The following is a 23,585-nucleotide window of genomic DNA, read 5'->3' on the forward strand; positions in this document are numbered from 1 at the left end:
CCGCTTAGAGCGGCTGCAGCATGCCGGTCTTGCGGCCGGATTTTTCGAGAATGGCGTGGATTTCCTCTGCTGCGGTGTTCAGGGCCTCTTCCGGAGAAAGTTCGCCGATCAGGGCCTGGTTCAGCCTGAGGCCCAGGACTTCCTCAACCTGCGCGCCTTCCTTGTAGAGCAGCACCTGGGTCGCGTTCTCGGCAACGGTCGCGTAAGGCTCCATCCACCGATACTTGGTCTCCTGGGACAACGGCCCGCGCAGCGTGTCGAACCGCACCGGAATGCCACCGGCCTCGACGTAGAGCTGCTGCGCATCCGCGCTCATGAAATAGTCGACGAATTCAAGCGCCGCCTGTTTGCGCTCATCCGAAATGTTTTCCGGGATGGCCATCTGCCAGCTTCCGAACACGCCTGCAGGCTTGCCGCCGGCAGGATAGGGCATCGGCGCATAGCCGATCTTGTCGACCACGATCGATTTCTGCGGGTCGTCCATCTGTGCCTGGGCGGCAACAACAATACCAGCCTGCGCGGCCTTGCCCGTGACGGTGAGCTGGATCATCTCGCTCTGGCCGACGGAGCCCGGATTGTCGACGCTGCAGTCATTGTTGATCTTGAGGAACATGTTCAGCGCCTCAAGCACTTCCGGACTGTTGAAGGTCACGGTGAAGTCGCCGTTTTCGGGGTCCTTCAGAATAGAGCCGCCATAGGCGAGCATGTGCGGCGTGAAGGCGAAGCGGATCGGGTTGCCGCGTTCGCCGCGCAGCACAGCGCCATACATGTCGGGCGGATTGTTGAGCTTGGCGCAATTGGCCAGCACGTCGTCATAGGTTGCCGGCGGCGTGTCGATCAGGTCGGAGCGATAGTACCACAGATGCGCATTGGCATTCGGGCTGAACGCCATCAGCTTGCCGCCGTCGGGCGTCGGCCACTGCTTGTCCTCGTTCCAGTAGATCGAGCCGCCGGCCGTGATCGCCTCGTCGGGAAGTTTGAAGTCCGGATCGATATCGTTGAACGGCGAGAGAAAGCCGCCGGAATAGAACTCGACCACCCAGCCATTGTCGAGATTGACGAGGTCATAGGGGCTTTCCTGGCCGCGCACGGCATTGCGGGCCTTTTCGAGCAGGCCGCCATAGGGCGTCCTGTCGATTTCGACGGTGTTGCCGGTGTCCTTCTCGTATTGGTCCACCACGGCCTCGAAGCCCGCATACCATGGCGAGCTGTTGATCAGGATGGTGATCGGCTCGGCGGCGTTGGCGGACAGCGTCGTGCCCGCCATCAGCGTGGCGATGCCGATGGCGCCGGTCCAGCCGGCTTTTGAAATCGATGAAAACAGTCCCATTTTTTCCTCCCTTTGGTCCTGTAACTGGTTCCGGCTTGTTCTAGGCCGGCGTGAGCCCGTAACGCGTGTAAATCTCTTCCGGGCAGTCATGATCGGCCAGAACGCGGCAAAGCGCGGCCCTGAGACGGCTTTCAACGGCATCGTCGCGAAACGGACTTTCCTGCTTGGGATCGCCCTCAAGATCGTAGAGCCGCGTGCCGATATCCTGGAACGCTTCGCCATCATGGATCGGAATGCGCGCCGCGTTCATCAGCGCGTCGATCTTCAGGATCGGCATCTCCTTGGTGAAGCCGAACGGTTCCCGAAGCTCGGCGGTTTTCATTTCCTCGGAACTGAAGGGCGCGCGGATATGCGAGGGCATCAGCGTGTATTCGTAAAGGCCGGGCGCATAGAGATCGTCCGGATAGATGTAATAGGCGTAGCGGCCGTCATTGACGCCGATCGGCCCGCCGAACATGCCGTAGATCGCAACCTCATGTTCGTCGTCGTCGGCAAGCACCGAACTGCCGCACACTTCAGCGGGAACATCCACCCCGAAAAGGTCGAGCAGCGTCGGCATCAGGTCATGCGTCTGGGTCAGGCGATCCGAACGTGTGCCGGCGCGTTCCGGCGTGCGCGGATCATGAACCATCAGCGGAATATTGGCGAGTTCCTGATAGTAGGGCTGCAGGTTCTTGCCCCACCAGTCATGTTCGGAAAGGAGCAGGCCGTGATCGGTCGAAAGGATCAGCGCCGTGTCCTTCCACATGTCGTGCTCGTCCATATAGTCGAGCAGCTTGCCGAAATACTCGTCGCACATGGCAACGAGCGCCGCGTAGTTGGCGCGGATTTCGGCGATCTCCTCGGCGCTGTCATTGACCTTGGCATAAAGCGGCCAGTCAAGCACGCCGCCGTTCCAGCCGGTCTTGTAGGCCTCCTTGAAGCGGTCCGGCGCGCGGAACGGCTCATGCGGATCGAAGCATTCCAGCATCATCAGCCAGTTGTCGGCCTTGTGATTGACGTCGAGGAAATCGAAAGCCGAGGCGAAGCAGCGCGGCCCCGGATAATCCTCTTCCTCGGTAATGAAGGTGTTGTTGATCGCATGCTGGAAGCGCACCGCCGCGCGGCCTTGCGGTTTTTCGCCTTCGCCGAACGGATAGTGCTTGTTGGCGTAGATCGCCCGGAAGCGCTCCAGCGGCGGTTCGACCATGGCTTTCCAGGGGTCGTATTCCTGGCCGCGAATGAAGTCGTAGCTTGTGAAGCGGTTGTGATAGGTCGCGCCGCCATCCTCGAAATAATGCAGGTGATCGGTCACGAGATGGCTGTAGATGCCGCCCTCGCGCAGGAGTTCCGGGAAGGAATTGTCGAACGGCTCGAGCGGCCCCCAGCTTCTGTGCATGAAATTCATGCGGCCGGTGTGCAGGTCGCGGCGGGCCGGCATGCAGGGCAGCGAGCCGACATAGTGATTGTCGTAGACGATGGAGCGTTTTGCAAACCGGTCGAAATTCGGGGTCTTCACCGACCCCAGGCCATAGGCCTCGATGGCCGTCTTGTTCAGCGAATCGAACAGGCAGAAAATCGCTCGCATAAAGTTCCTCCCTCGGACTTGAGGGATTACTAGTCTTATCTGGTATTCATGACTAATATCAATTTTGAAATTGATATTGGAAAAACCTATATGCAGGACACCTATATTCACCTCGCCCGCCGGTTCGTCGCCGTCAGCGACGCCGGCAGCATCAAGCGGGCCTCGCAGGACCTCAACCTGTCGCAGCCGGCGCTGACGCAGTCGGTGCAGAATATCGAGGATATCTTCGGCTGCAGGCTGTTCGAGCGCACCCAGAAGGGCATCGTGCTCACCCCGATGGGCGAACGGCTTTATATACGCTCGCGCCGCATGCTGGATGAACTGAGGCTGGCCCGCGAGGAAATCAACGATCTCGCGACGGGGCGGATCGGCGCGCTCAGGATTTCGGCGGGCATGGCCTGGGGCTATTGCTACCTGCCGGATATCATCCGCAGGCTGCAGGAGCAGTATCCAGAGCTGGAAGTGGACCTCGATATCGCGGTAAGCGCCAGGGCCTTGACGGCGCTCAAGGAAGGACGCGCCGATATCGTCTTCGGTTCCGACAATGCGGCCTTTCAGGAAGAAGGCTTCGTCCGGTCCACGCTCCTGACGGTGGATTTCGCCGTTGCCTGCGGCCTGCCCTCGCCGCTTGCGAAGCGTCAAAGCGTCAGGCTCGACGATTTCTTCGAGACGCCGGTGGTGATCTACCAGGACGACACCGAACTGATCGATCGGGTGCTGACCCGCATCGAGCAGAAGGCCGGGCGCTCTCTCAACATCGCGGTCAAGACCAAGTCCCTGCTGGCGACGCTGGAACTGGTGCGCAGCGGGCGCTACCTCGCCTTCATCGCCCGCCCGTTCCTGGAGCGGTTTTCCGGCCCCGATATCCGGGTGATGCCGCTTGATGAACCGCTCTACCAGTTCCCGACCGCGATCTACTACCGCAAGACGCTGACCCACGCCGCCCCGTTCCGGACGCTCCTTAGCTATCTCGACGAGTTCAGGGCAACGAACGGTGCTGATTGAAGGCGGAGGTCGAGGCCGGCGCTCCTGCCTGACGCTATGCGCGGCCGGAGAAACTTTCCGGCATGGCGTCTTCCTGGCTTCCGCAGAGGCCGACTACATTCTCGCCCAGACATACAATGTCGACGGCGGCCAGTGGATGAGTTGAGGCATCGGCAGCGCTGAAGGCAGGCCGATGAGTGCCGGGCTTTTCGCCGGCACTGCCGCCGCTCCTGAGACGGTCTCACCCGGACTTTGCCGACAGCCCTGCCAGGACCTCCGCGCTGTCATGCTCCGGCAGGTCGCCGATATCGGCCTGCCTGGCATCGAGTTTGGCGAGCATCGTCTTGAAGATGTCGCCATAGGCGGGGTCGTTTGCGACGTTGAAGAGCTCCATCGGGTCCTTGTCGCAGTCGAACAGTTCCCATTCCGGGGGCGCGTTGTTTTCGCGCGCGCCATCCTGTCCGAGCGCCTTGTTGTACCAGTAGATCAGCTTGTAGCGCTGATCGCGCACGCCGTAATGCGCCCACGCTTCGTGGATCTCGTCATTGTGCATCCAGTAGCGGTGATAGGCGAGTTGGTCCCAATCCTCAGGCGTCTCGCCGCGCAGCATCGCCCGCATCGATGTGCCCTGCATATAGCTCGGCTTGGCGACGCCCGCCCAGTCGAGGAAGGTCGGGGCGAAGTCGACATTACAGGCGATGTCGCTGGAGGTGCGGCCGGCCGCGATCTCCGCCGGATAACGGCACAGGAACGGCATCTGGTAGCTTTCCTCATACATGAAGCGCTTGTCGAACCAGCCATGCTCGCCGAGGAAGAAGCCCTGATCGGAGGTGTAGATCACCACCGTGTTTTCAGCGAGGCCCAGCGCATCGAGCTTATCCAGCATCCGCCCGACGCCGTCGTCGATCGCCTGCACGGTGCGCAGATAGCGCGACATGTAGCGCTGGTACTTGAATTCGGCGAAGGCCTTCGGATCGTCGAAGGTGAAGGTCTTGCCGGTCTCCGCGCAGATCACGGAGATGGTCTCGCCGTCCTTCAGTTCGGGGATCTTGCGCGCCGGCCAGCCCTCGACCATCAGTTCGCCGGCGATTTCGGCGCCGCCCTCCGGCTGGACGAGGCCGAGGTCTTCATAGAGCATGTCGGACTTGATGCGCATCTTCGCGGCGGCGGCCGCCGCGGCGCGGTTTTCATAGGTGTCCTCGAAGGTCGGCGGCAGCGGGATCGTGCCCGGCTCGTGAATATCCCTGTAGCGCGGATGATACTGCCAATTGCGGTGCGGCGCCTTGTGGTGGCACATCAGGAAGAAGGGCTCGTCCTTGTGGCGCTCGATGAAATCGACGGACATGTCGGTGATGACGTCGGTGGCATAGCCCGGCACCCGGCGGTAACCATCCGGGAAATGGAAGCCCGGATCCCAGTAATCCCCCTGCCCCGGCACGACCGCCCATTCGTCAAAACCGGTCGGCTCGTGGGCCGGGCCTTCGCCCAGATGCCATTTGCCGAAGATCGCGGTCGCATAGCCGCCGGCCTTCAGCGCCTTGGCGACGTTGGGCAGGCGGTTGTCGATATGGGTCGAGAGCGTCGTTACGCCGTTCACGTGGTTGTGCGTTCCCGTCAGGATCGCGGCGCGGGACGGCGTGCAAATCGAATTGGTCACATAGGTCGCATCGCTCCGCACGCCTTCATTAGCCAGCCGGTCAAGGTTCGGCGTGTTGTTGATGCCCGCGCCATAGGCCGAAATGGCCCGCGAGGCATGATCGTCGGACATGATGAAGATGATGTTGGGGCGGGTCATTTCGGCTCCTGATGCGTGAAGAAACGGGGCGGCCGGCACTGGCCGCCCCGTGGTAAGTCTTATTCGGCGTAAAGCTTGCCCAGATAGAATTCCGATGCCGGCAGCGGATTCTCGATCTTGCCGAAATCGGCATAGAGCCCGGCAAGCGTATCGAACCAGTTGTCGACCTTCCCGTCGCGGGTCAGCTGCTCCAGTTCCTCGCTTGACGGCAGCTTGGCGAGCTTGGATTCCGCCAGCAGCGGCTCGGCCGGCACATTCAGGAACGAGGCGGTGATTTCAACCGACTTTTCCGGGTTCTCGCGGCGGAAGTCGATCGCTTCCTTGATGACCGCATCCACCTTCTTGATGACGTCTTCATCGCCGGCCTTGGCATCGCTGACGATAAAGCTCGACGGGAACGCGATATCGGGGAAGAAGTCCTCATTGGAGCTCAGCTCCTTGAGGTCCGGAACGCGCTTCTTGATGACGTCGACGAAGGGGTACCAGATACCGGCCGCATCCACCTGCCCCGAGGCAAAGGCCGTCACCACGGTCGAGGGATCCATCGGGATCACGTCGATATCGTCGAGCGTCATGCCCGCCTTTTCGAGCGCCAGGCGCAGCAGCATGTCGCCGGACGTGCCTTCCGGCACGCCGACCTTCTTGCCCTTCAGATCGGCAATGCTGTCGATGCCCGGCTGGGCGATCACGCGATCGGTATAGCCAAGCGCGTTGACGGCGATGACCTTGGCCTGGCCGCTGGCCGGCAGCCAGAGCGCGCCGGGACCGATATAGGCGAAGTCGAGCGAGCCGGCATTGAGCGCCTGCACCTGGATCGGACCATTGGTGAAGACCTTGAGGTCCGCCTCAAGGCCGTGCTTGGCCCAGAGATCCTCTTCGGTGGCGATGGCCGCAACGCTCGTTCCGAAATAATCGGCGATATAGCCCATCCGGATCTTGTCGAGCTCCTCGGCGCTGGCCGGGCCGGACAGGGCAGCCGCGGCAACCGCGGCCATGAGTACCAGTTTCTTCAGCATGACTTTCTCCTCCGTTTTGCTCATGCCGCCTGTTGGGACCGGTCATAGACCGCCCGCCAGACATTGTTTCTGATCTCGGTGAATTCAGGCGACAGCCGGATTTCCTCATTGCGCGGAAACGGCAGGTCGACATTGATGATTTCCTGCAGGCGCCCGGGGCGGGCCGCAAGAACGACAACGCGGTGGGCGATGTAGACGGCCTCGTCGACATCGTGGGTGATGAACATGACGGTCCGCCTGTCCTTGGACCAGGTGTCGAGCAACTGGTCCTGCAGCTTGACCCGCGTCAGCGCATCGAGCGCGCCGAAGGGTTCATCCATCAAAAGCACGCTGGGATTGACGGCATAGGCCCTGGCGATCGCGCAACGCTGCTTCATGCCGCCGGACAGCGTCTTGGGGTAGGCTTCGGCGAAATCCTTGAGCCCGACGAGATCGAGGTAATGCAGCGCGCGCTCGCGGCGCTGTTCCCGGCCCATGCCCTGCAGCTTCAGGCCGAACTCGACATTCTTGATCACGGTCAGCCAGGGAAACAGCGCGTATTGCTGGAAGATGACGCCGCGATCGGGACCGGGGCCGTTGACCGCCTTGCCATTGACCAGGCATTCGCCCGAGGTGACGCCTGTGAGCCCCGCGACGATGTTCATCGCCGTCGACTTGCCGCAACCCGACGGCCCGACCACCGTGACGATCTCGCCGTCGGCGATATCCAGCGTCAGGTCCCTGAGCGCCACAAACGACTTGTCGCCCTCGCCAAAGGACTTGCTCACATTGCGAAACGCGATCTTGGGGTTTTGATCAGTCATGATGAATTCTTTCCTGCCAATGGGTCAGGCGCTCTTCGGCACGCACGACAATGCGGTCCATGATCAGGCCGAGAATGCCGATGGCGATAAGGCTGACGAAGATCGTCGGCAGATCGTAGTAGAGCTGCGCCTGTTGCATGCGGAAGCCGAGGCCGGATTGCGCGGCGATGAGTTCGGCGGCAACCACGGTCGCCCAGGCCGAACCGAGACCGATGCGAAAGCCCACCAGAATGAACGGCGTCGACGCGGGAATGATGACCTGGGTGAAGATTACCCGGTCGCCGGCGCCAAGCACCCGCGCGGCATTGATATAGGTCCGGTCCACGCTGATCACGCCCTGATAGGTCGACACGACGGAGGACAGGAAGGCGGCGAGAAAGATCACGAAGATCTTCGGCTTCTCGTCGATGCCGAGCGTGACGATCGCCAGCGGAATGATGGCGAGCGGCGGGATGACGCGGAAGAACTGGATCCACGGGTCGATGATCGCCCGGGCAATCTTGTACCATCCCATGAGAAAGCCCACGGGGACAGCGATCAGCGAGCCGATGAGAAAGCCGATCAGCACGCGGCGAAGGGAAGCGAACATGTCGAGCCAGAGCTGACCGGAGATGGCGAGCTCGATCATGCGCTGGAAAACCGTCAGGGGCGTCGGCAGCACGGATACGCCGGAGGCCGTGGCAAGCCACCACAGCCCGATGCCGCAGGCAAAGGACACGATCCCCCAAAGAAGTTTCGGCGAACGGAACACGAAGTCCCTGCGCGGTTCGGCAATGTCGAGGTCTTTTGCGACGCTCATTCGTTCCTCCCGTGGCCGACCTCAAACGCGCGCAGATTGCCGGTGAGACATCCGCGCGGCGGCCAAGGGGCCGTTTGAATAAAGAAATTGTTCAAGCGCGACGCCGGCCGCGCCCTGCACGCCGACCGGTTCGTCAAGGCTTGTGCGTTCGATCGCAAGCTTCAGCCGCTGCTGGGGCATCACGCGTGGCGGCAGATCCCGTCGCAGATCCGCGAAGAACCGCTCGGGCGCGCCGTTGAAATCGCCGCCCAGCACGACCCGCTCGGGACCGAAAAGGGTGACGGTCGTGGACATGGCCTGAAGCAGATACTCGTAAAGCTGCGGCCATTCCGGCCGCTCCATGGCGGCCGCAACCAATGCCGACCGGGGAAGATCGGGATTGCCCACAAGCGCGCTCAGCGGCTCTTCCGAGAAGAACCGTTCGAGACAGCCGCGCCCGCCGCATCGGCAGGGCCGTCCGCCCGGTTCCACGACGATGTGGCCGATCTCGACGACGCTCCGCCGCTCGGCGGCTCCGGTCTGAACGAAACCGCCGCCAATACCCTTGCCAAGCAGAAGATAGAGAATGCTTTCCGCGGCCCGCCCCGCACCGTAACAGGCTTCGGCCATCGCCATCGCTGTAGCATTGTGCTCCAGCACGACCGGAAGGCCGAGCGACTGCTCGAACGCCTCCGCAAAGGCAATCCCTTTCCATCCCGTCAGCACGGAATGCGTATTGACGCGCCCGGCCGCGTCAACGGCGCCGGGGACGCCGACGCCGACACCGAGGATTTGGTTGAAAGGAAGGGCACCGTCGCGAAGAACGTTGCGGGCAAGATCCGAAACGCGCGCGATCAAATCTTCGACGGGTTCGGTCAGATCGTAGGTGATGCTTCGCGTGTGGGAAAGATTGAGCGCCGCATCCGACAGCGCGATATGGACCCGCCCTGCTCCAAGGTGAATGCCGAGAACATGACGAGCCTCGGGACAGATTTCCACGGTTGTTGCGGGCCGCCCGATGCTGAACGCGCCCGAGGGATCGCACTCGCGCACCAGACCTTCGCGGATCATCTGCGTCATGATTTTCGTGACGCCAGCGGACGAAATGCCGGTCACGCGCGACAGCTCGGCGCGCGACATCGCGCCTTGGTCTCGCAACCTGGTCAATATCTCCCCGCTTCCGCTCCTCACGGTGCCTCCTGTATTTAATTTCCTTACTTAGTAAAATTAAAAGATGACCGTTGTCAACTGGCGAGGCGTTGGCGAGAGCAACGGTAGTTGGTGGGTTTCGTTCCGCAGCCCAAGGGCGCGAAATGGTGGAACCGTGAACATGCAACGACCAGGAAATCCCGTCCCCGGTCTAGTCCTCGTCAAGGCGGATGACCGGTTCGGAAACAGGATCGTTCGAGACGATGCGTGCGGCAAGTCAATTTGGGTTTGAAGACCGGACGGAGGCTCACCTCATGCCCGTGGCTGTGCGGACCCGAAATTCGCCCGCTGTGCTTCAGAGCGTGAGAGCGCTCGCGGTGACAGGCTCCCCCTCAAGGTCACTGTCGCGACATCCCTCCCTTCGGGGGCAAGAAGATTGGGGGTGGGCTTAAGCGACAAGATCATATGCGATAGCCCTTCCCTGCGCCCGGTGAGCCTTTCGTGTTGCGACGGGAATGCCTCAAGGCTGGCGGTCGTCGTAGCGGATGCGATTGTCCGCAATCGCTTCGCGGTGGGCCACCGCCCAATCGGCGAGGCGTTTTGCCGATTGGGAGAGGGAATGTCCGAGCGGCGTCAGTGCGTATTCGACCTGCGGCGGCGTGGTGTGGCGCACGCTGCGTTCGATCATGCCGTCCCGTTCCAGCGTTTTGAGCGTCCGGGTCAGCATCTGCTGCGAAATGCCGCCGACGCGCCGCTTGATCTCGTTGAAGCGGTGTGGGCCCGGGCGAAGCGCGACGACCACCTGGATCGTCCACTTGTCGCCGATGCGGCTGAGTATCTCACTGACGGCGCGGCAATCGGCGCCGGCGGGTGTGACGGTCATATCCATCTGACCTGCTCCGGAATTTATGCTTTTGACGGCTCTTTTTAAGTCTCATAAATGGCTGTGGTCAACAATTTAGACCTGGTTGCAGACATTGACTCTGACCGGGTTCAGACAAAGGAGACCACACATGAAGCTGCTTTATTATCCCGGCGCCTGCAGCCTGGCCACTCACATCGCGTTCATCGAGGCCGGACTTGCCTATCAGCTCGTCAGCATCGATCACGAAAAAAGGACCGGGGACGGCCGCGATTTTCTAACGCTCAACCCCAAGGGCTACATTCCGGCCCTTGAGATGGACGACGGCACGGTTCTGACGGAGAACCAGGTCGTCCTGGCCTATATCGCCGGGGAAAGCGGCAAGCTCCTGCCCGACGACCGCATACTCAGATGGCGGACATTCGAGGCGCTCGCCTACATGTCCAGCGAAATCCATGGCGCCTACGCCCCGTTCTTCCGGAATTTCCCCGAACCGGAAAAGCAGCGCGCCCGGGAAAAGATCAGCAAAGCCTTCACAATCCTCGCCGATCAGATGGGCGACAAGGCATTCCTGATCTGCAACGAGATGACAATTGCCGACTGCTATCTCTTCTGGGTCCTGATGGTCTCGCCAAGGAGCGGCGTCGACCTGCCCGCAAATCTGCAGAACTGCCTGAACCGCATGAGGACAATGCCCTCCGTCATCCAGGCGCTTTCGGAAGAAGGATTGAGCTGATCAGACAGCTTTGCGACAACGCCGCTGCGGCGAGCGCATCTTGAGTGCGGCGCGCTCGCCACGGCCATGAGCAGACCTCTCATGGCCGCGTAGCGGGGGCTATTCAGATCCGCGCGCCGCCGGTCGCATCGATCATCTGACCCGTCGTCCAGCGCGCCTCGTTCGATGCCAGGAAGGCGATGACGTCGGCAATGTCTTCCGGCTTTCCGACACGTGAGAAGACCGAGAGGGCCTCAGCCCCGGCGCGCGCATCCGGGGATGCCAGCCATTCGGCATTCATATCCGTCTCCGTCACGCCCGGCAGCACGGCATTGACCGTGATTCCGCGCGTGGCGAATTCTGGGGCCAGAGCCAGCGTCAAGGTCTCCAGCGCTCCCTTGGAGGCCGCATAGGCCGGATGTGTCGGCGCCGCAATCCGGGTGAACCCCGTCGACACATTGATGATGCGGCCATTGTCCCGAATACGGTCGGCCACGGCCTTGATCAGGAAGAATGGCGCCTTGTAGTTGATGGTCATGACCTCGTCGAACACGGCTTCATCCGTCTGCTTTTTGGCCCGACCCGTCCGTCCATTGGAGGTTCGGCTCCAGTCGCGCCATGAAGGCGATGACGACTACGATATTCTCGACAACGCGGCGCTGCGCCGGCTGGTCCCCGAGATCGCTTCCGATGTGCCGGGCGCCAGCTATTCGCGCTATGACGGACAGGCCGATCCGCTGCGGTTGCTCCAGGCTTTCCACCGCGCCTATCAGAAGCGCGGCGGCCGGGCGCTCGGCAATAGCGGCGTGCTCGACATCACCCGGCGGGGCGAAAAATTCATCCTGAAAACCGCCTGCGGCGAGGTCGTCGCCGGTCCAGCGCGACCATCCTTTGAACCGCGAGAAGTTCCGGACTTTTTGTATCGTGACGTGATACGTATCGCTTGACAGGGATGCGTATCATGCTATGATACAAATAGAAAAGGAAGACAGGTGATACGATCCTATCGCAATGCCACGACGGAGAGTGTCGCCAGCGGCAAGGCGCCGAAAGGCTTTCCTGCCGATATAATGCGCGCGACGATCCGAAAGCTCGCGATGATTGACAATGCGCATGCCCTGGATGATTTGCGCTCGCCCCCGGGCAACAGGCTGGAGGCGTTGAAGGGCAATAGAAAAGGTCAGTACTCGATCAGGATCAACGATTAGTGGCGCATCTGCTTTGTCTGGACGGATGGCGGCACGGAAGATGTCGAAATCGTCGATTACCATTGAGAAAAGGACAGGAACCATGGCCAGCATTCTGCCGCCGGTCCACCCGGGTGAAATCCTGCGGGAAGAATACCTGATCCCGCTGAACATGAGCGCCGGCGCACTGGCAAAGCGCCTTCACGTGCCGCGCACCCGCATCGAACGGATCGCAAAGGAGGAAACGGCGATCACGCCGGATACCGCGCTGCGGCTTGCCAAATTCTTCCGCACCACGCCGCAATTCTGGCTGAACATGCAGGGCAGCTTCGACCTAAAACGGCAGGCGGAAGCGCTGAAGGGCGAAATCGACGCGATCGAGGCATTCGAAGCGGCGTGAGACAAGCGAAAAGCCCGCGCTCAGCCTACCCGGCCATCCACGGCGCGCAACACGCTCGCTGAACTGCCGGAGTCAGGCGGAGATTGCGTCATCAATCGTAGCCAATGTCGACCCAGCCGCGCTTTTCATGCGCTTCGGCCATGGCGTGGACCGCGCGTTCGATTTCGACGCCTTTCTCGAAGTCGATCACATGGGCGGGTTCTTCGGCCATCGCCGCGATCACGTGGCGGCACTCGATCACCTTGAGGTCGTTGAAGCCGAGGCCGTGGCCGGGCGCGGGAATGAACTGGCCATAGGGCGGATGCGCCGGGCCGGCGAGAATGCGGACATAGCCGGCCTCCTCGGCCCGCCCGCCGGCGCGGTAGAGTTCCACCTCGTTCATGCGCTCCTGATCATAGGTGATCGATCCGGCCGAGCCGAAAATCTGGATGGCGATCCGGCCCTTGCGGCCCCAGGCGGCGCGATTGACCATCAGCACGCCGGAAGCGCCGTCTTCCATGCGAAACAGCACGCTGGCGATATCACGGGTTTCCACCGCGCGCTTCCCGCCATTCTTCAGCGGGCGTTCGGCATAGGGCCTGGCCATGTCCGTGGTGACGCTTGCCAGCCGGCCGAACAGCATCCGGATCAGCGACAGCGGATGCACGGCGAAATCGTCCAGCGCGCCATAGCCGGAACTCGCCTCGCTCTTCCAGTAGAAGAACTGGTCCGGATCGGCCATGAAATCCTCGTCCATCTCGATGCGGATGTGATTGACCGCGCCGATCGCCCCCTGCTCCAGAAAGCGCGCGATCTGGCGGATCATCGGGTTCTGGATGTAGTTGTAGCCGAGCACGGCGGCGCGGCCCGCGGCCCGCGCGGCGTCACGCATCTTCAACGCATCCTCGAACTTGGGCGCCATCGGCTTTTCGCACCAGACATGCTTGCCGCTCTCCAGCGCCGCGATCGCCATATCCGGATGAAAGGCATTCGGCGCGGCGATCGAGATCACGTCCACCTCCGGGTCCGCGATGAGATCGCGCCAGCTGCCGGTGGCCTTTTCGAACCCGAAGGCCCGCGCCTTATCGCGCGCGAGGTCCCGATCGACCTCGGCCAGATGGACGAGCCGGACAGGCGGGCAATCGCCGAAGGTCGGGCCGACGGCGTTCCACGCCAGGGCATGGCATTTGCCCATATAGCCGGTTCCGATCAGGCCAATTCCGATGGATGTCATGCGCTAGCCTCCCGCGCCCCTCAGGCGCATTGATTGCAGGTGATGGTGAAAATGTTACAGGACCAAGGGATATTCATTTTATTTCATAATTCAATATTTTAGAATAAAAATTACATTCTGGAGGTCTACGTCGCGGCGACCGACCATGATCCGCTGCGCGACGACAGCGGCCGCGCCTATGCCCACGCTCTGCGCGAGGCCGGCGTTGCGGTGACGTCGGATGAGGGAACGGGACTGGATCCAAGATTAGCTCAGCGCCCTCAATTTTGGCGAGGCCAGTCGCCGCTCAGCCCTCGGACTGGGCAGTTGCCCGCACATCGCGCTCGCGGCGCTGGCGGATCGTCCAGTAGATCGCGCCGGCGATCAGCGCGATATTGACGGCCACCAGCACGGCGGAGACCGGCCGGTCCAGGAAAATCCAATAGCCCTCGCGCGAAATCAGCAGCGCGCGCCTGAGATTGTTCTCCAGAAGCGGCCCTAGAATGACGCCGATCACCAACGGCGCCAGCGGATAGCCGGCATTGCGCAGAAGCAGGCCGAGGACGCCGAAACCCATCATCACCCACAGGTCGAAGACGGAGCTCTGCAGGGCGAATGTGCCGATGGCGCAGAGCAGCAGCACGATCGGGATCAGATAGCTTTTCTTCAGCCGCAACACCCAGACGAAGGCGGGCGTTGCCAGAATGCCGACGATCAGCAGAGAGATGTTGGAGAACAGATAGACGAGGAACACGCCGCCGACGATCTCCGGCCGCTGTTCGAACAGCGCCGGACCCGGAAAGAAGCCCAGGATCAGCATCGCGCCGATCAGCACGGCGGATGAGGCCTCGCCGGGAATGCCGAGCGCCATGGTCGGCACCATCGCGCCGCCGACCGTTGCATTGTTGGCGCTTTCGGTGGCGACAACGCCGCCCTCCGCGCCTTCGCCATAGCCATCTTCCGGTTTCGAGAACGCCTTGGCGACGGCGTAGGAGGCGAAGGTCGAAATCGTGCCCCCGACGCCGGGAAGCGCGCCGAATGCCGCGCCGATGGTCGAGGAGCGGAGCAGGTTCTTCCAGTGCCGGAGCGTGATCAGGAGGGTTCTGAAACCGGGCCTGACGATCTTCACGTCGGATTTGGCGTTCAGGTCATCGCCCTGAACCTGATGCGCCATTTCAGAGATGGCGAAAATGCCGACGACGATCGCGACGATGTGAAAGCCGTTCAGCATCTCGAAACTGCCGAAGGTGAAGCGGAAGCCGGTCGAGAATTCATCCGTGCCGATGGTCGCGATCAGGAGACCGAGGCAGCCGGTCATCAGCCCCTTCAGAAGCGAACCCTCGGACACGACCGCGATCGCGATCAGGCCCGTCAGCGCCAGCATCGCATATTCCGGCGGCGAGAAATTCGAGGCGAAGTCGGCGAGAACCGGCGCCGCCAGGATCAGCACGAGACCGCCAAAAAGCCCGCCGAGCGCGGAAGCGGAGATGGCGATGCCAATGGCATCGGCCGCGCGCCCCTTCTGCGCCAGCGGATAGCCGTCGAAAAGCGTCGCCGCGGCAAGCGGCGTTCCGGGAATGCGTAGCAGGATCGCCGAGATCGACCCGCCGCAGGAACCGCCGACGCCGATGGCAATGAGAAAGCCCATGGCGGCGACCGGGGGCATGTCGACCGCAAACGGCAGCATCAGCACGATGCCCATCAGCGGTCCCAGCCCCGGCAGCGCGCCGACGATGAGGCCAAAGATGACGCCGAGCGTCGTCAGCGTGACGGTGAGCGGTGTGAGAAACTGGTCAAGGCCAGCGGCAAGCGATTGCGCGAGCATGGATCACCAAGTAATGTTCAGGTGCAGGAGGCCGCCCGGCAGCACGATCTTGAGCCAGGCTTCGAAGACATAGGAAAGCCCCAGCGAGATCAGCACGGCCGGAACCGCGATCGCCAGCGGTCGCCTGATGCCGCAAAGCAGCATCAGCGCCGCCAGCATGATCGGCGTGGCGATGTGATAGCCGGCAATGCCGAGGGCTGCGAGATAGGCCGCGAATATCAGGACAAGCGACGCGGGCCGGGCAAGCTGGCCAAGCGGCATGCCGGTTTCGGCTTTCGTCTTGCGCGCCCGCAATATCTGCAGCAGCGCCTGTATCGCCGTCAGCAGGGCAAGCACGGCGGCGATCGTCTTCGGATAGACCGCCGCGTTGTCATAGGGCCCGCCCGAGGCGATGCCCTGTTCGGCCATGCTGGTCGCGGACTGCTGATACACAAGACCGATGACGGCGAGGAAAAGCGCGACCGCGAGCCATTCGACATGTCTTTTACCGATGCTCATGGTCACTCTCTCCTCCCGGCCCGGCTTGTCGAGATCAGTATTTGGCAAGCTGTTCTTCTTCCCATTTGAGCGCATTGCCCATCGCCTCGAACTGGCCTGACACCGGACCCACGACCTCGTCGTACTGATCCCAATCCCACTCCAGGGCGGCGAAACCGAGCGCGTTGACCTTTTCCTGCACCTCGGGGCGTTCGATCGCGGCCTTCATCGCCTCGCGCAGGATTTCCAGGCGGTCGGGCGGGGTGTCCTTGCGCACCAGCCACCAGTTCCACCCCATGGGGCCAAGCCCGCTCAGGCCGAGATCGACATCGAGGTCGGCAATGGACGGCGCGCCGCCGAAGGCCTCGACGCTGGCCGGCAGTTCCGACAGCACGAGCTGGATCGTGTAATCGGCGCCATTCTGCTGGTAATCGCCGACATTGATGAAGCCGAAATCGAGAACGCCATTCTTGAGGTCGGACATGGCGTCGCCATTGGCGGTATAGGGAATGTTCTGGGCCACGCAGTCATAGCTCTGCAGCACCTTGGCGATGACCATGTGCGGCAGGTTGTTGCGCGACCCCGTGGTGTAGCGAAGTTCCGCCGGGTGATCGGCGCAATAGTTCATCATCGCCTCGAAATTCGCCCAGCGGTCATTGTCCGCCGCCGTGCCGATCGCAAACGCGTTGGAGAGGGCTGCGTGAAGCGGCACGAAGTCGGCATAGGTCCAGTCGGCCTTGCCCAGCACCGGCTGCAGCACCAGCGGCGCGACATAGCCATCAAGGATGGTGTAGCCGTCGGCGGGCTTGTTCATCGCGATCTGGAAGGCCTTGGTGCCCGCGGCCCCCGGCGTCGAGATCACTGGGATCGAGACCCCGAGCTCCTCCGACATCGCTTCGGCCAATATCTGGCTGGCCGACATCGCGTTGCCCGGCCCCCAGGGGAAGATCAGTTCGACCGTGCGTTTGGGAAAGTCGTCCGCCCCAGCGGCAAGCGGCATGGCGGCGATTGCGGCCAGTGTGATTGCTATCGTTGTTTTCATTTGCTCCTCCTTTGATATTTTTCGGCGCTCAACCGAGGGCGTCAATGCTTTCCGCCGGCGTTTGATCGCGGGTCAGTCCGTAATGGGCATAAAGCTCCTCCGGGGCGTCATGCGCCACGAAATGCTCGATGATGGCGGCATTCATGTGGGCTTCGATCTCTGGGGCCTCCAGCGGTGTCGTCTGTCCGGGATCGGCGGCGAGATCGTAGAGCACGTTTCCGCCCTGCCAGTTAGCCAGAATGTCCATGCCGGATTCGCCGAGCTTTTTCGAAAGCCTGACACGCAGCAACGGCGCGTCCCTGGTGAAGTCGAAGGCGTCGACCAGTTCGGCGGTGGCGAGATCGCTGACCGAGAACATGTCTTCGAGATGGCTGGGCATGAGCGTGTATAGCGGCAGCGCCGTCGGATCGTCGGTCTCGGGGAACCTGAAATAGGTGTACCGCCCGTCGGTCGCGCAGACCGGTCCGCCGAACATGCCGAGGATCGCTGTGTCGCGCCCTGACGGGCGTTCGTCCAGCAGCGGCAGCAGCGAATGCGCGCGCGCTTCCGCGGGCGTGGCCACGCCATGCAGGTCCAGGATCGTCGGCATCAGGTCGGTGGTCTGGGTCAGTTCCGCGATACGCGCTCCGCTGCTGCCGGAGCGGTCAGGGTGCCAGATCATGAGCGGGATATGCGAGATCTCCTCGTAATAGGGCATCCGGTTCTTGGCCCACCATTCATGCTCGCCCAGAAGGTAGCCATGATCGGTGGTCACGATCAGCGTGGTGTTCTTCCACGCATCATTGGCGTTCATCCAGTCAAGCAACCGGCCGAAATAGTCGTCGCACATGGCCACCAAGGCGGCATAATTGGCGCGGATTTCGGCGATTTCCCCTGCGGAATTGGTGCACTTTTCATAAAGCGGCCAGTCCAGCACGGGACCGTCATAGCCGGTCGCGAACATTGCCTTGAATCGTTCGGGCGCATCGAACGGCTCATGCGGATCGAAGCATTCGAGCTGCAGGAACCAGTCGTCGCTGTCCCGGTTGCGATCAAGGAAATCGAAGGCTTTGGCAAAGCACTTCGCGGTTGGATAGTCCGCCTCGTCCCATGGTTCGAGCTTGTTTATGGCGTGGCGGGAGCGTTTCCAAACATCCTTGGCCAAGGTGCCGCGTGTGGCGGTGCGGCCTTCCGGCAGCGTTCCGGTCGGATAGTGGCGGGCGTCGAATTTTTCGCGGATGCGCTCCACCGGCGGTACGGCGAAGACCGTCGTGGGATCATATTCCTGGCCGCGGATGAAATCCCAACTGTCGAAGGCCTGGGCGTAGCCGCAGCCGCCGTTTTCAAAATAGTGCAGATGGTCCGTGATCAGATGCGTATAGACGCCGGCCGCGCTCAGGTGTTGCGTAAAGGCATTATCGAATGGTTCGAGCGGCCCCCAGGGACGATGGGTGAAATTAAGACGCCCCGTCTGCATGTCGCGCCGCGCGGGCATGCAGGGCAGCGACCCGGCATAATGGGTATCGAAAGTGGCCGCGCGGGCGGAAAACCGGTCGAAGTTCGGCGTCGGAATCGCCATGCCGCCATAGGCACCGAGCGCCGTTCGATTCAGGGAATCGAAAAGTACAAAAATCGTCCGCAAACAGTCCTCCCTCGTCTTGGAGGACGAACTTGTCGGATCGCAGGCTTTCTGTAAAATCGATTTTTACGGGCCTAACGATAGAAAAATGGAATAACTTATGGACAGGAACCTCACTGCCTTTCTCGCGATCGCGGCGGAAGCCAATCTGTCCGACGCAGCCGAAAAGATCGGCCTGACGCAACCATCGCTGACGAAGCGTCTCGCAAACCTCGAGGAGGATCTCGGCGGCAAGCTGTTCGAGCGCCATCGCCGCGGGATGCGCCTGACGGCGGCCGGGCGTCACTTCCTGGCCCGCGCCGAGCGGATCGAGCAGGAATACCGACAGGCGCGCGAGGAAATCCGGGCGCTCGCCGGCACCGGGCTTGAAACTCTGAGGGTCGGCGCGGGGCCGCTGTTTCACCTGCGCTATGCCGCGCCGCTGTTTGCCCGGTTGCGCGAACGGTATCCGTCGCTCACCTTCGAGCTCGTAGCCGACCAGAATGCGGTGACGCTGCCGATGCTGCGCGATGGCCGTCTCGATGTCGTGCTTGGCGCGATCGAACCGTCGGAGCCCGATGCCCTGATCACCGCCATACCGGTGGCCGAGATCGAGCTGGCCGTGATCATGGCGGCGGATGATCCGATGGCGGCATTGCCGGTGCTCGGGCCCCGCGAACTCGCCGGCTTTTCCTGGGTGGCCTATAGCGGCGCGACCGACAACGTGCCCTTGCTGCGGCGCTATTGCGCCGAGCAGCGGCTGAGCCCGCCGCGCATCATCGCCCACTCGACCTCGTTTGCAGCGGCGCTGGACCTGACGCGCGCGCTGGGCGCCAAACTGATGGCGCCGCTGCAGCTTGCCGATCATGTCGAAATCGGCGGACTCGTCATCCGCCCGACAAACCCGCCGATCAGCCGGCTTTCCACCGGCGCCTATGTGCGCCTCAGTTCCTTTGGCATTCCTGTTATCCGGCAGTTGCTGGAAGATCTGGAAGCCGTGACAGGCATGAACGGGAAGGATGGCTGATGCGGCCCTCCTGCGGCCTCCGCGTCCTGGGAAGACCGCAGGCCATCGCAGACCGAACTTGGAAATCTTTTCACTCAGGTTCCGTCTCGGTGTCTGCAATATCCGTGTTGCTTCCGCGACATTGTTGCCGGAGGTCGCCAATTGCGCATCGCCGCGCGATCCGGTTGGCCGGCGTCACATCGGCGCTGGCGAAAAGCGTCCAAAGTGCCGCTCAGCTCAAAACGCCGTAGAGCATGGTGATCCAGACGATATTGCCTGCAAGCCAGACCAATCCCAGCCACATCAGTTTTCGGCTGTCTTTGGTTCGCATCGCGATCAGGGCGATCACGGTTCCGGCAACGAGGCGGAAGCCATACCAGACGCCGAGGGATGTCAGGTGCTCTCGTCCCTTGATGAGCGTGTCGACCAGATCGAAAGCGAAGGAGACCGCGAACAGGGCAAAGAATGCGAACCGCCTGCGGAAGAAGAAATCCTCCCGGTCGACCTGCCCCTGAATGTGGTCGGGATAAAGCAGGGTCGACATCAGGAAAAACAGCGAGGCGTATGACAGGACGAATATGTAGATCCAGAAATTCCATTGGCTGATCAGGCGAAGGGCGAACTCCCACCACCAGAAGTGCACGGCGCCGAGAAGCAGCACCAGCGACCAGACGATCTGGACATGCATGCCGTCCGTCTTGATCGGCTCCTGCAGGCGGCGGGAGAGACCGGACAGCACGCGCGTGATCGCCAGCCCGAGGATGAGGCTGACCAATATCCGCAAATGCCCATATGCATCCATATCCGCTACCCGTTTCGGCGCGCCCGTCCCAGAACAGGGCCGCAAAGGAAGCATAAACATTTGAAGCGGGTTCCGCCAAGCCGCCCCGCGCGAGGCGAACATCCCATCACATGCTTGAACGCCGCTCCGGCCAACTTGGCGTCCAGCCGTCTTCGCCCCGTGATCGCGCTTCTGTACGATCCTTGCGACCTCGGCGTTGTGGTGCGTTCCCCATTCGCATAGCGGCGCGAGAAGCTGGGCCAGGCTTCGGCCAAAGTCGGTCAATTCGTATTCCACGTGTGGCGGCACCGTCCGGAAATCGATGCGGCGCAGTTGCCGGTGCGCTTGGAGCCGCCGGCGAGCCATCGGATCATGGATATCGAGACTTGCCGAACCCAGAATTGCCAATGTCCGTTGCTAGCTGACCGATCCAACCAAATGAGGAGGTTCAGGAATGACTTCGAATATCATCGACCAGGTCGCTTTGGCTCTGTTTGCCAGTGATGGAATGAAGATCGCCTCCCCCGGCACCACCCTTCGGCAATCCTGGGACAGGACGCCTGAAAAACATGCGCTCTACCGCGAACGGGCGCTCGTGTTCCTGAAAGTGATAGGGGAACAGGTGTCCGGGCTCGCCGATGCCGAGATTGCAAAACGTGAATAGCGGGAACGGCGGTGACCAGCAACGCGTACTCTTCCTGAAGGGATCTAGCCCCATTTTTCAAGCGAGGCGGCAAGGTCCGGATGGGTGGCGGCATGGGCTTCGAGCGACCGTCCACTGGCCGCGGCCTCCCAGGCCTCGCGGATGGCGCGCACGCCGGCGGCCGGCCCGCCCGGATGGCCGTGAATGCCGCCGCCGCCGAGATACATCAGGTCGAGCGTGCGGCCGGTGCGCTCATAGGTCTCGACCGCCTGTCCGCCCCATTGCCCCGAGCAGACCACGGGCAGCGGCCGGTCGTCTTCGGAAAAAATCGGCGTCATCACGTCATGGAAGGATTTGACGAAGCTGTCATCGGGTTCCCAGTATTTGGCGCGGATGCCGTTTATCTGGAACTGGTCGACGCCGAGCAGCCGCCAGATCTTCTGATAGGCCGTAAATTCCATGCCGAGCGCGGGGTGGCGGGTCAGGATATCCCAGCCATTGCGATGGGCATGGAGGCAAAGCGAAGAACGCTTGCGCAGGAACGACATGCCGCCATGGCCGATCGAGTTGATGTTGATCACCGCGGCATTGCCGCCGTTGTTCACCACATAATCGTGGTTTTCCATCATCGTGTCCGGGTCGGCGGATGAGATGCCGAAGGCATACATCACCTTCTTGCCGGTGCGCTCGGCATGCGCCTTGATGACGGGCATGATCGCGTCGACCCGCGCCTTGAGCGGCGCATAGGCCGGGTTCATCATCTTCTCGTCGTCCTTGATGAAATCGACCCCGGCCTCGCAGAGCGTTTTTACAACCTCGGCCGTATCTTCCGGCGTAAGCCCCAGTGAGGGCTTGATGATCGATGCGATCATCGGGCCGGCCTCAACCCCCATTAGCCGGCGCGATCCGGCGATGCCGAATTGCGGACCGGGGTGGCAGGACCAGGCCTGCGGCAGGTCGATATCCATGACGCGGATGCCCGACAACCCGCGCGCGGCGAACACGCCGCCGATCGCGATCGTCATCAGCGCCGCGATATCGGTGCCGATCGCCTCCAGCGGATAGGCGATCGTGACGTCGGCGCGGTGGTAAGGCCCGGAACTGCCATTATCGGGGAAGCCGGGGGTATCGGTATCGGCAAGCGGCGCGATCGTCTCGACGCGGGCGGCGCAGCGTTTGCGCACGGCATCCGTTTCGCCCGGAAGCTCGGTGAAGGTGCCGGTTGACTGGTCGGAGGCGATCTTTGCCGCCATCGCCTCGATGCTGCCGGCGCATTCGAGGCGATAGGTGACCCGGATAAAGTCGTCGTTCATGCATTCCTCCATCTCGCTCCGCCGGTCCGAACGGAAGATCGGCCTCCAGCGGTTTCATCTGTAATGCTCATCATACCTGTTGACAAATGATTTATCATACCACAGGGTTCCTCCGATCCAGGGAGAGAGCCATCCATGGGGGATGGACTGATGGAGGAGAAAACTTATGAATATCAAGAGACGTCTGTTTCTGGCGGCTTTCGCCTTGTCGACGGCCCTTCCCGCCTTCGCCCATGCCGAAGGCCTGATCGCGATCATCACGCCGAGCCATGACAACCCGTTCTTCAAGGCCGAAGCCGTGGGTGCCGAGGCGCGCGCCAAGGAACTCGGCTATGAAACGCTGATCCTCGTGCATGACGACGACCCGAACAAGCAGTCGGAAATGTTCGACACCGCGATCGCCCGCGGCGCGTCCGCCATCATTCTCGACAATGCCGGCGCCGACGCTACCGTCGCGCCGGTGCAGCGCGCCAAGGATGCCGGCATCCCGTCCTTCCTGATCGACCGCGAGATCAAGGAAAGCGGCATCGCCGTCAGCCAGATCGTTTCCAACAATTACCAGGGCGCCCAACTTGGCGCCGAGGAATTCGTCGAGCTGATGGGCGAGGAAGGCCCCTATGTCGAACTGCTCGGCCGCGAAGCCGATACCAATGCCGGCATCCGCTCCTCGGGCTATCACGACATCATCGACCAGTATCCGGATCTCGAAATGGTGGCCCAGCAGTCGGCCAACTGGTCGCAGACCGAGGCCTACGAAAAGATGGAAACCATCCTCCAGGCCAACCCGAACATCAAGGGTGTGATCTCCGGCAACGACACCATGGCCATGGGCGCATGGGCGGCGCTTGAAGCCGCAGGCCGCACCGACGTCATCGTCGTCGGCTTCGACGGCTCCAATGATGTGCGCGATTCGATCATGAAGGACGGCATCAAGGCGACCGTCTTGCAGCCGGCCTACCGCCAGGCCCAGCTCGCTGTCGAGCAGGCCGATCAGTACATCAAGACCGGCTCCACCGGCCAGCCTGAAAAGCAGCTGATGGACTGCGTCCTGATCACCGCCGACAACGCCGGCAAGCTCGAAACCTTCGCGCTTGAAAACTGACCGGTATGGGGCCGGCATCCA

General features: G+C 62.0%; 22 protein-coding genes and 3 pseudogenes. 8 read left to right on the top strand and 17 right to left on the bottom strand.

The genetic code is table 11. The features are described 5' to 3' along the window. Window positions 1-4 precede the first annotated feature (4 nt). Window positions 5-1,330 carry an extracellular solute-binding protein gene (locus tag V6766_RS06955; RefSeq protein WP_448464869.1) on the bottom strand — a complete coding sequence of 442 codons (1,326 nt, stop codon included), beginning with the start codon at window positions 1,328-1,330 and terminating at the stop codon, window positions 5-7. A 40-nt stretch (window positions 1,331-1,370) separates the two neighbouring features. After that, the gene (locus V6766_RS06960; RefSeq protein WP_448464871.1) at window positions 1,371-2,897 is read right to left on the bottom strand and encodes a sulfatase; all 1,527 of its coding nucleotides are present in this window, start codon (window positions 2,895-2,897) and stop codon (window positions 1,371-1,373) included. Between the two features lie 90 nt (window positions 2,898-2,987). On the opposite strand from V6766_RS06960, the gene V6766_RS06965 reads away from it, so the two are divergent. Next, complete coding sequence (locus tag V6766_RS06965; protein WP_448464873.1) at window positions 2,988-3,902, top strand: LysR family transcriptional regulator; 915 nt, start codon at window positions 2,988-2,990, stop codon at window positions 3,900-3,902. Between the two features lie 220 nt (window positions 3,903-4,122). Here the strand turns inward: V6766_RS06965 and V6766_RS06970 are convergent, their stop codons facing one another. The 6 genes from V6766_RS06970 to V6766_RS06995 all read right to left on the bottom strand — a co-directional run bounded on the left by V6766_RS06970 (window position 4,123) and on the right by V6766_RS06995 (window position 10,311). Next, window positions 4,123-5,676, bottom strand: coding sequence for a sulfatase family protein (locus tag V6766_RS06970; protein WP_448464875.1), 1,554 nt, complete (start codon window positions 5,674-5,676; stop codon window positions 4,123-4,125). Window positions 5,677-5,735: 59 nt separating this feature from the next. Beyond that, window positions 5,736-6,692: an aliphatic sulfonate ABC transporter substrate-binding protein gene (locus tag V6766_RS06975; protein WP_448464877.1), complete on the bottom strand. Its 957-nt coding sequence runs from the start codon at window positions 6,690-6,692 to the stop codon at window positions 5,736-5,738. 20 nt (window positions 6,693-6,712) lie between these two features. Continuing rightward, on the bottom strand, window positions 6,713-7,495 hold the full coding sequence (locus V6766_RS06980) for an ABC transporter ATP-binding protein (protein WP_448464879.1): 783 nt from the start codon (window positions 7,493-7,495) through the stop codon (window positions 6,713-6,715). Further along, window positions 7,488-8,294, bottom strand: a complete 807-nt coding sequence (locus V6766_RS06985) for an ABC transporter permease (protein ID WP_448464881.1) — start codon at window positions 8,292-8,294, stop codon at window positions 7,488-7,490. The genes V6766_RS06980 and V6766_RS06985 overlap by 8 nt, the downstream gene beginning before the upstream one ends. A gap of 21 nt (window positions 8,295-8,315) precedes the next feature. Beyond that, the gene (locus V6766_RS06990; protein ID WP_448464883.1) at window positions 8,316-9,440 is read right to left on the bottom strand and encodes an ROK family transcriptional regulator; all 1,125 of its coding nucleotides are present in this window, start codon (window positions 9,438-9,440) and stop codon (window positions 8,316-8,318) included. A 502-nt stretch (window positions 9,441-9,942) separates the two neighbouring features. Further along, window positions 9,943-10,311 carry a winged helix-turn-helix transcriptional regulator gene (locus V6766_RS06995; RefSeq protein WP_448464885.1) on the bottom strand — a complete coding sequence of 123 codons (369 nt, stop codon included), beginning with the start codon at window positions 10,309-10,311 and terminating at the stop codon, window positions 9,943-9,945. Between the two features lie 124 nt (window positions 10,312-10,435). Between V6766_RS06995 and V6766_RS07000 the strand changes: the two genes are divergently transcribed. Further along, window positions 10,436-11,020 (top strand): glutathione binding-like protein, encoded by a 585-nt coding sequence (locus tag V6766_RS07000; protein WP_448464887.1) that lies wholly within the window; start codon window positions 10,436-10,438, stop codon window positions 11,018-11,020. Window positions 11,021-11,123: 103 nt separating this feature from the next. On the opposite strand, the pseudogene V6766_RS07005 reads toward V6766_RS07000, so the two are convergent. Beyond that, window positions 11,124-11,570 (bottom strand): annotated as a pseudogene (locus tag V6766_RS07005) (SDR family oxidoreductase); the annotation flags it as partial. A 22-nt stretch (window positions 11,571-11,592) separates the two neighbouring features. Between V6766_RS07005 and V6766_RS07010 the strand changes: the two are divergent. The 3 genes and pseudogenes from V6766_RS07010 to V6766_RS07020 all read left to right on the top strand — a co-directional run bounded on the left by V6766_RS07010 (window position 11,593) and on the right by V6766_RS07020 (window position 12,586). Further along, a complete protein-coding gene (locus V6766_RS07010; protein ID WP_448464889.1) occupies window positions 11,593-11,946 on the top strand; it encodes an FAD-dependent oxidoreductase in 354 nt (117 codons plus the stop codon). Window positions 11,947-11,991: 45 nt separating this feature from the next. Next, a pseudogene (locus V6766_RS07015) lies at window positions 11,992-12,273 on the top strand (type II toxin-antitoxin system RelE/ParE family toxin). A gap of 16 nt (window positions 12,274-12,289) precedes the next feature. Beyond that, a complete protein-coding gene (locus V6766_RS07020; RefSeq protein ID WP_448464891.1) occupies window positions 12,290-12,586 on the top strand; it encodes a HigA family addiction module antitoxin in 297 nt (98 codons plus the stop codon). A 91-nt stretch (window positions 12,587-12,677) separates the two neighbouring features. On the opposite strand, the gene V6766_RS07025 is transcribed toward V6766_RS07020, so the two are convergent. From V6766_RS07025 to V6766_RS07045, 5 genes are all read right to left on the bottom strand, one after another. After that, window positions 12,678-13,799, bottom strand: a complete 1,122-nt coding sequence (locus tag V6766_RS07025; protein WP_448464893.1) for a Gfo/Idh/MocA family protein — start codon at window positions 13,797-13,799, stop codon at window positions 12,678-12,680. 286 nt (window positions 13,800-14,085) lie between these two features. Next, window positions 14,086-15,603 carry a tripartite tricarboxylate transporter permease gene (locus tag V6766_RS07030; RefSeq protein WP_448464895.1) on the bottom strand — a complete coding sequence of 506 codons (1,518 nt, stop codon included), beginning with the start codon at window positions 15,601-15,603 and terminating at the stop codon, window positions 14,086-14,088. A 3-nt stretch (window positions 15,604-15,606) separates the two neighbouring features. Beyond that, window positions 15,607-16,101 (bottom strand): tripartite tricarboxylate transporter TctB family protein, encoded by a 495-nt coding sequence (locus V6766_RS07035; protein ID WP_448464897.1) that lies wholly within the window; start codon window positions 16,099-16,101, stop codon window positions 15,607-15,609. A 34-nt stretch (window positions 16,102-16,135) separates the two neighbouring features. Beyond that, a complete protein-coding gene (locus V6766_RS07040; protein WP_448464899.1) occupies window positions 16,136-17,122 on the bottom strand; it encodes a Bug family tripartite tricarboxylate transporter substrate binding protein in 987 nt (328 codons plus the stop codon). A 28-nt stretch (window positions 17,123-17,150) separates the two neighbouring features. Beyond that, window positions 17,151-18,743, bottom strand: coding sequence for a sulfatase (locus tag V6766_RS07045; protein ID WP_448464901.1), 1,593 nt, complete (start codon window positions 18,741-18,743; stop codon window positions 17,151-17,153). Between the two features lie 97 nt (window positions 18,744-18,840). Between V6766_RS07045 and V6766_RS07050 the strand changes: the two genes are divergently transcribed. After that, window positions 18,841-19,746, top strand: a complete 906-nt coding sequence (locus tag V6766_RS07050; protein WP_448464903.1) for a LysR family transcriptional regulator — start codon at window positions 18,841-18,843, stop codon at window positions 19,744-19,746. 211 nt (window positions 19,747-19,957) lie between these two features. Here the strand turns inward: V6766_RS07050 and V6766_RS07055 are convergent, their stop codons facing one another. After that, window positions 19,958-20,527 (bottom strand): hypothetical protein, encoded by a 570-nt coding sequence (locus tag V6766_RS07055; protein ID WP_448465153.1) that lies wholly within the window; start codon window positions 20,525-20,527, stop codon window positions 19,958-19,960. Between the two features lie 207 nt (window positions 20,528-20,734). Further along, window positions 20,735-20,872: pseudogene (locus V6766_RS07060) on the bottom strand (winged helix-turn-helix transcriptional regulator); the annotation flags it as partial. Window positions 20,873-20,960: 88 nt separating this feature from the next. Between V6766_RS07060 and V6766_RS07065 the strand changes: the two are divergent. After that, window positions 20,961-21,170, top strand: a complete 210-nt coding sequence (locus V6766_RS07065) for a hypothetical protein (RefSeq protein ID WP_448464905.1) — start codon at window positions 20,961-20,963, stop codon at window positions 21,168-21,170. 44 nt (window positions 21,171-21,214) lie between these two features. Here the strand turns inward: V6766_RS07065 and oiaX are convergent, their stop codons facing one another. Beyond that, complete coding sequence (oiaX, locus tag V6766_RS07070; RefSeq protein WP_448464907.1) at window positions 21,215-22,462, bottom strand: 3-oxo-isoapionate-4-phosphate decarboxylase OiaX; 1,248 nt, start codon at window positions 22,460-22,462, stop codon at window positions 21,215-21,217. Window positions 22,463-22,628: 166 nt separating this feature from the next. Here oiaX and V6766_RS07075 point away from each other — a divergent pair, with 166 nt between their 5' ends. Next, window positions 22,629-23,564, top strand: a complete 936-nt coding sequence (locus V6766_RS07075) for a substrate-binding domain-containing protein (protein WP_448464909.1) — start codon at window positions 22,629-22,631, stop codon at window positions 23,562-23,564. Window positions 23,565-23,585 lie beyond the last annotated feature (21 nt).

This window comes from Martelella sp. AMO21009 (assembly GCF_053484295.1).

Excerpts from the sequence above, each read along its gene's own strand:
- V6766_RS06955 (WP_448464869.1), bottom strand. The coding sequence starts at position 1,330 with ATGGGACTGTTTTCATCGATTTCAAAAGCCGGCTGGACCGGCGCCATC.
- V6766_RS06960 (WP_448464871.1), bottom strand. The coding sequence starts at position 2,897 with ATGCGAGCGATTTTCTGCCTGTTCGATTCGCTGAACAAGACGGCCATC.
- V6766_RS06965 (WP_448464873.1), top strand. The coding sequence starts at position 2,988 with ATGCAGGACACCTATATTCACCTCGCCCGCCGGTTCGTCGCCGTCAGC.
- V6766_RS06970 (WP_448464875.1), bottom strand. The coding sequence starts at position 5,676 with ATGACCCGCCCCAACATCATCTTCATCATGTCCGACGATCATGCCTCG.
- V6766_RS06975 (WP_448464877.1), bottom strand. The coding sequence starts at position 6,692 with ATGCTGAAGAAACTGGTACTCATGGCCGCGGTTGCCGCGGCTGCCCTG.
- V6766_RS06980 (WP_448464879.1), bottom strand. The coding sequence starts at position 7,495 with ATGACTGATCAAAACCCCAAGATCGCGTTTCGCAATGTGAGCAAGTCC.
- V6766_RS06985 (WP_448464881.1), bottom strand. The coding sequence starts at position 8,294 with ATGAGCGTCGCAAAAGACCTCGACATTGCCGAACCGCGCAGGGACTTC.
- V6766_RS06995 (WP_448464885.1), bottom strand. The coding sequence starts at position 10,311 with ATGGATATGACCGTCACACCCGCCGGCGCCGATTGCCGCGCCGTCAGT.
- V6766_RS07000 (WP_448464887.1), top strand. The coding sequence starts at position 10,436 with ATGAAGCTGCTTTATTATCCCGGCGCCTGCAGCCTGGCCACTCACATC.
- V6766_RS07020 (WP_448464891.1), top strand. The coding sequence starts at position 12,290 with ATGGCCAGCATTCTGCCGCCGGTCCACCCGGGTGAAATCCTGCGGGAA.
- V6766_RS07025 (WP_448464893.1), bottom strand. The coding sequence starts at position 13,799 with ATGACATCCATCGGAATTGGCCTGATCGGAACCGGCTATATGGGCAAA.
- V6766_RS07030 (WP_448464895.1), bottom strand. The coding sequence starts at position 15,603 with ATGCTCGCGCAATCGCTTGCCGCTGGCCTTGACCAGTTTCTCACACCG.
- V6766_RS07035 (WP_448464897.1), bottom strand. The coding sequence starts at position 16,101 with ATGAGCATCGGTAAAAGACATGTCGAATGGCTCGCGGTCGCGCTTTTC.
- V6766_RS07040 (WP_448464899.1), bottom strand. The coding sequence starts at position 17,122 with ATGAAAACAACGATAGCAATCACACTGGCCGCAATCGCCGCCATGCCG.
- V6766_RS07050 (WP_448464903.1), top strand. The coding sequence starts at position 18,841 with ATGGACAGGAACCTCACTGCCTTTCTCGCGATCGCGGCGGAAGCCAAT.
- V6766_RS07055 (WP_448465153.1), bottom strand. The coding sequence starts at position 20,527 with ATGGATGCATATGGGCATTTGCGGATATTGGTCAGCCTCATCCTCGGG.
- V6766_RS07065 (WP_448464905.1), top strand. The coding sequence starts at position 20,961 with ATGACTTCGAATATCATCGACCAGGTCGCTTTGGCTCTGTTTGCCAGT.
- oiaX (WP_448464907.1), bottom strand. The coding sequence starts at position 22,462 with ATGAACGACGACTTTATCCGGGTCACCTATCGCCTCGAATGCGCCGGC.
- V6766_RS07075 (WP_448464909.1), top strand. The coding sequence starts at position 22,629 with ATGAATATCAAGAGACGTCTGTTTCTGGCGGCTTTCGCCTTGTCGACG.